This is a genomic window from Nitrososphaerota archaeon (genome assembly GCA_011605775.1).
In the GTDB taxonomy this organism is placed as follows: Archaea; Thermoproteota; Nitrososphaeria; order Nitrososphaerales; family JAAOZN01; genus JAAOZN01.
Genome location: JAAOZN010000064.1, coordinates 1 through 4,041, shown reverse-complemented (window position 1 = coordinate 4,041; position 4,041 = coordinate 1). Strand labels below are relative to the sequence as shown.

Below are 4,041 nucleotides of genomic sequence, written 5' to 3'. Positions count from 1 at the left end.
TAGCGTGCTGAGCTACGAACTTGAATTCGTCAAGATGATATGGTCCTAGGTATGTGACCCTATCCACAACTCTAGCCTTTCTGTAGTATCTGTTGTCAAAAGATCTTACCCAACCCGCTAGCTTGAAGCCTCCGACATTCTTCACAACGTATTCATACATCTCAGGTCTCCTCGCTTCACCGTCGTAGACGTAGTCTAGGCCGCAGTCTTCGAGTAGGCGTATGTTGAGGTAGGCGAGGTCGTCTCTCGCAGCCTTCTTCGCCTCTTCGCTTACCCTCTTGTCTCTAATGATCTTGAGGAACCACTCTGGCTTCTTGAGGCTACCTATTTCCTGTGTGGGGTAGAGTTTATTCAACCTTCCATCTCCTCCCCTAAGAGCTTGGCGATCTTTGAGAGCCTCAGCACCTTTCTGTTAGCGTATGCTCTTGGCACATACTCTAGATCATAGTTTGGGCATATGTATAATTCGCTCGGCTCAACCGCATCAACAACCCTCTTGACTTCTTCCGCCACCTTCTTGGGCTTCTCCATCTTTGTGTTACCCGCATCTACGCAGCCAGCAGCCAAACCCATCTTGCCGAATCTCAGACCCTCTGGGATCTTTATGTTCACTAAGTCTAATCCAAGCCCGCTGACTGGGAAGTCGAGTAGATCGCTTAGGATCGGCGCTGGGTCTCCGAAGTATAGGTGGAGGTAGGTCTTCGCCAAGATGCCCCTTGTTACGGTTTTGAGCGCTTCATACGCTAGCTCTAGTTCATCTCTACTCCTTATGCTGCAGATCGATGGTGCGTTGATCTGGATGAGTTTGAAGTGGTGCTGTAGGGTTTCAGCCTCCTTCGCCAAAGCCTTAGCCAAGTCTAAAACTAGATCCCTGTGATCCTTGTAGTATCGGTTGTCTGAGAGCTGGGCGAATGTGTAGGGGTCTGGGAGGTCAACCTTCCACTCCCTTCTGTTAGGTAGGAGGTCTAGTGAAAGGTTCTTGAGGGTTATCGGCTCGACCCACTCAACCCTATCCACAACTAGGGGCATGCGGTAGAATGTGTTCTGCTCAAATATTCTATTTAACGCGCCTTGCTCAACACCCTTCAACGCTAGATACGGTCTGAGCATGTCGCTCCAATCTAAAAGCGGATCTGAAACATAGGTTAAACCGGCTTTGACCTGTAGGTCAATGGCTCTCTTCTTATCTCTGCGGAAGATCTCAGCCAAGTTAGGCGGGCTCCTACGAGTAGCCTCGATAAGCTTCTCAGACCTAGGGTAGATACCACCTATGTAGCAACCAACCTTCAAAAGACCACGCCTCTACACGCTTAAGGGTTTCAAAGGCTTCCTCTTAAGCGTGTTGAGTGAAGACGGAGCACGTAGCCGAGGCGGCTCAAGCAAATCATCAGCAATGTTTGAGCGTCTGCTTCCTCTAGAAGCTCATCCTCATCCTTGACTCAACAAATACTCCTCTTAAAGAAACGAGTTTAACACAAATATTTATTAGGTTCTAAGGTTGCTTTTTAGGCGGTTGCATTGTCAACTCAAATCCGTTTATGGAAAATCACGGATAAAGGGTTTGATGTGTTAGATAGAGGGTCTGTTGAGCAAGAAAAGAAGTTACATGATTGGCTGGAAGAAGATATTTCGTTGATTTCAGACGATTTATTGGTTATTGGGCGTGAAGTTCAAACGGATTTCAATAAGTCGATCGACCTTTTATGCCTTAATAGGGATGGCGACGTAGTGATTATCGAGTTAAAAAGAGATAGAGCGCCTCGCGATGTCTTAGCCCAAATCCTTGAGTATGCTTCTTGGGTTGACGATCTCCCCTCTGATAAAATTTTGGAGATTGCGGACGAATACTTTAAGAAAAAAGGAACAGACCTCGAAGAAGCGTTTCAAGAGAAATTTAGGGACGATCTTCCTGAATCCTTAAACAGTTCCCATAAAATGTTGATAGTTGCGTCTGAACTCGATGCCCAAACTGAAAGAGTACTCAACTATTTATCAAAACATGAGATTGACATAAACGCTGTAACCTTCAGCTATTTCAGAGACGGCGAGAACGAATACTTGGCGCGCACAGTACTAATACCTGAAAGCATGAAGCCTAATCCAGAGAAACCGAAGAGTTGGACACATGAACTCTTACAAGAGCAAATAGATGACATCCCAGAAGAAATATTAAAAAAGAGGATTTCTCAAATCCTCGAATTCGCTCGGGAAAAAAAATCTTCGCTGAGTCGCGTTCACGAGACCCCGGCTTCTACTTAAAAAGCAGTGATGGAAAAGTTCTAGCTGTTTATTTTTCTGGAAGGCTTTACGCTCATTTCGGCTCAATTGAGGTAGATAAATATCCATCTGACGAAGTGCGCCGAAGATTTGTTGAAGATTTAAAGCGTTTAAACCTGTTGCCGCAAGATATAAACCCAGATGAAGTTAAGTCGGGTAGGGTTTTGAAAAGAAAGTTAGATGATCTTAGTGAGGAGGAGTTTACTGAGCTTCTCAAAATTTTAGAACGCACTTTAATAAGCAAATAACTTCTTAATCGCATTAGTCGCTCCACCTTCTTTGAAAGAGGAGTAGAAGACGCTTAATACGTGAGGCTGCTGTAGATGTTTAGGATCTTCTTAACAACAGCTTCTGGCTTATGATTCTGCTCAAGATATCTGTATTCCTTCTCCCAAAGTTTAGCGTCTGAGCCAGCCACAGCCTCCACGATCTTTTCTTCTGTACCCACGTCTTTCAAAGGAAAGTCTTTGTATTCGGCGTATTCTGATGAGACGAACGTCACTACTGGTCTGCCGCACGCTATGGCTTCCAGCGAAACCATCCCCAAAGAGCCTAGTTTGAATCGGTCTATGATTATGTCGTTGCTCCAGTAGTATTCTCTAATCTCTTCGTGCGATACTTTCTCAAGCACGTGTAGGTTCAAGCCGAGGGATCTTGCTAACTCCACAGTTTTATCGAAATCTTTGCCGTATCTGATTATCGAAACCTCGACTTCATCTTTGATCTCGCTTAACGCTCTTATCGCCACGTCTGTGCCCTTAACCTTCCAGTCTGAGCTGCTCGCTATCAGCACCCTCAATCTACCATCCCGCTCGAGCATCGGCTTAGGGTAGAAGAGTCTTGTATCAACCGGGTTGGGAAGATATTCTGCGTCCTCACGAAACATCTTCGCGATTCCAAGTATGTCCGGAGTGCTGACCAACACCCTATCACAGCGCTTAAGATCATATTGGACAATTCTCTTGAGAAGTGGGTGTTTTAACCCAGATCTTAGGTCGCTACCGTGCGCGTGCCCTATCAGAGGCCTCTTGCCAAGCTTCAAAGCGATGTAGCAGTCCTGCAGAAGGTAGTTAACGTGATACACATCGCCCTTTGCTCTTAAAATCCCATATGCGACTCCAAAAGTCTTGTCCCAGATACTTCTACTCCTCTTAATGTGAAGCCATTCAACCCCCTCTAGAAACTTTAGAATGGTCTCGCCAACATAAGCGCAGTCATTGATCATCACAACCTTCATAGCCGAATTTCAAACATCTTCGGCCCTTAAATATGTTGTTCCTATGAGATATGAGCCAAACCCAAAACCTCTAGCTAGAGGGTTAGCGGTTATAGATGATGGTTTCAAGAGAGAATATCGATTTTTCTCTCTTCTTTCTCGCAAATAGGGCGCTATTACGTCCCATCTAATATATCTAGTCTGCTGTGTGAATTCTTTCAAACATCGTTTTTAACGCTCTCATAGATAGTTTATCTTACATAGTGTTATGGTGTTAGTGCTTCAGCTATTTCTTTTCCTAAGATGAGCTTTATGCCGTGCTTCTCGCAGAGCTCCTTCAAGCGCTCAGCAGCATCTGCTCTGCAGGTTGCTGCGCAGAGTAGGGTTAGGGTCGGCTTCCTACCATACCTCTCCTCAACAGCCCTAGCACGCTTCAGAACCTTCTCAACCTCAGCCTCAGCATCATCCACACTAACTGTAACTTCACCCACAACAAGAGGCTCCTCACAGAACAGATTCAACTCCAGAACCTCACCACCATACACCAG

The 4,041-nt window shown here is 45.5% G+C and carries 5 protein-coding genes; 1 reads left to right on the top strand and 4 read right to left on the bottom strand.

Annotated elements, in window-relative coordinates:
• Nucleotides 1–355: hypothetical protein (locus HA494_05855; GenBank protein NHV97295.1), on the bottom strand; the 355-nt coding region annotated here is incomplete at its 3' end.
• The gene (locus HA494_05850) at nucleotides 352–1,290 is read right to left on the bottom strand and encodes a hypothetical protein (protein NHV97294.1); all 939 of its coding nucleotides are present in this window, start codon (nucleotides 1,288–1,290) and stop codon (nucleotides 352–354) included. The genes HA494_05855 and HA494_05850, both read right to left, overlap by 4 nt.
• A 228-nt stretch (nucleotides 1,291–1,518) precedes the next feature.
• Here HA494_05850 and HA494_05845 point away from each other — a divergent pair, with 228 nt between their 5' ends.
• Nucleotides 1,519–2,259 carry a DUF91 domain-containing protein gene (locus HA494_05845; GenBank protein ID NHV97293.1) on the top strand — a complete coding sequence of 247 codons (741 nt, stop codon included), beginning with the start codon at nucleotides 1,519–1,521 and terminating at the stop codon, nucleotides 2,257–2,259.
• Nucleotides 2,260–2,578: 319 nt separating this feature from the next.
• On the opposite strand, the gene HA494_05840 is transcribed toward HA494_05845, so the two are convergent.
• Both HA494_05840 and HA494_05835 read right to left on the bottom strand, forming a co-directional pair.
• Nucleotides 2,579–3,514, bottom strand: a complete 936-nt coding sequence (locus HA494_05840) for a glycosyltransferase family 4 protein (GenBank protein ID NHV97292.1) — start codon at nucleotides 3,512–3,514, stop codon at nucleotides 2,579–2,581.
• A gap of 245 nt (nucleotides 3,515–3,759) precedes the next feature.
• Nucleotides 3,760–4,014: a hypothetical protein gene (locus tag HA494_05835; GenBank protein NHV97291.1), complete on the bottom strand. Its 255-nt coding sequence runs from the start codon at nucleotides 4,012–4,014 to the stop codon at nucleotides 3,760–3,762.
• Between the last annotated feature and the right edge of the window lie 27 nt (nucleotides 4,015–4,041).

Coding starts and splice junctions, on each gene's coding strand:
- HA494_05840 (NHV97292.1), bottom strand. CDS start 3,514: ATGAAGGTTGTGATGATCAATGACTGCGCTTATGTTGGCGAGACCATT.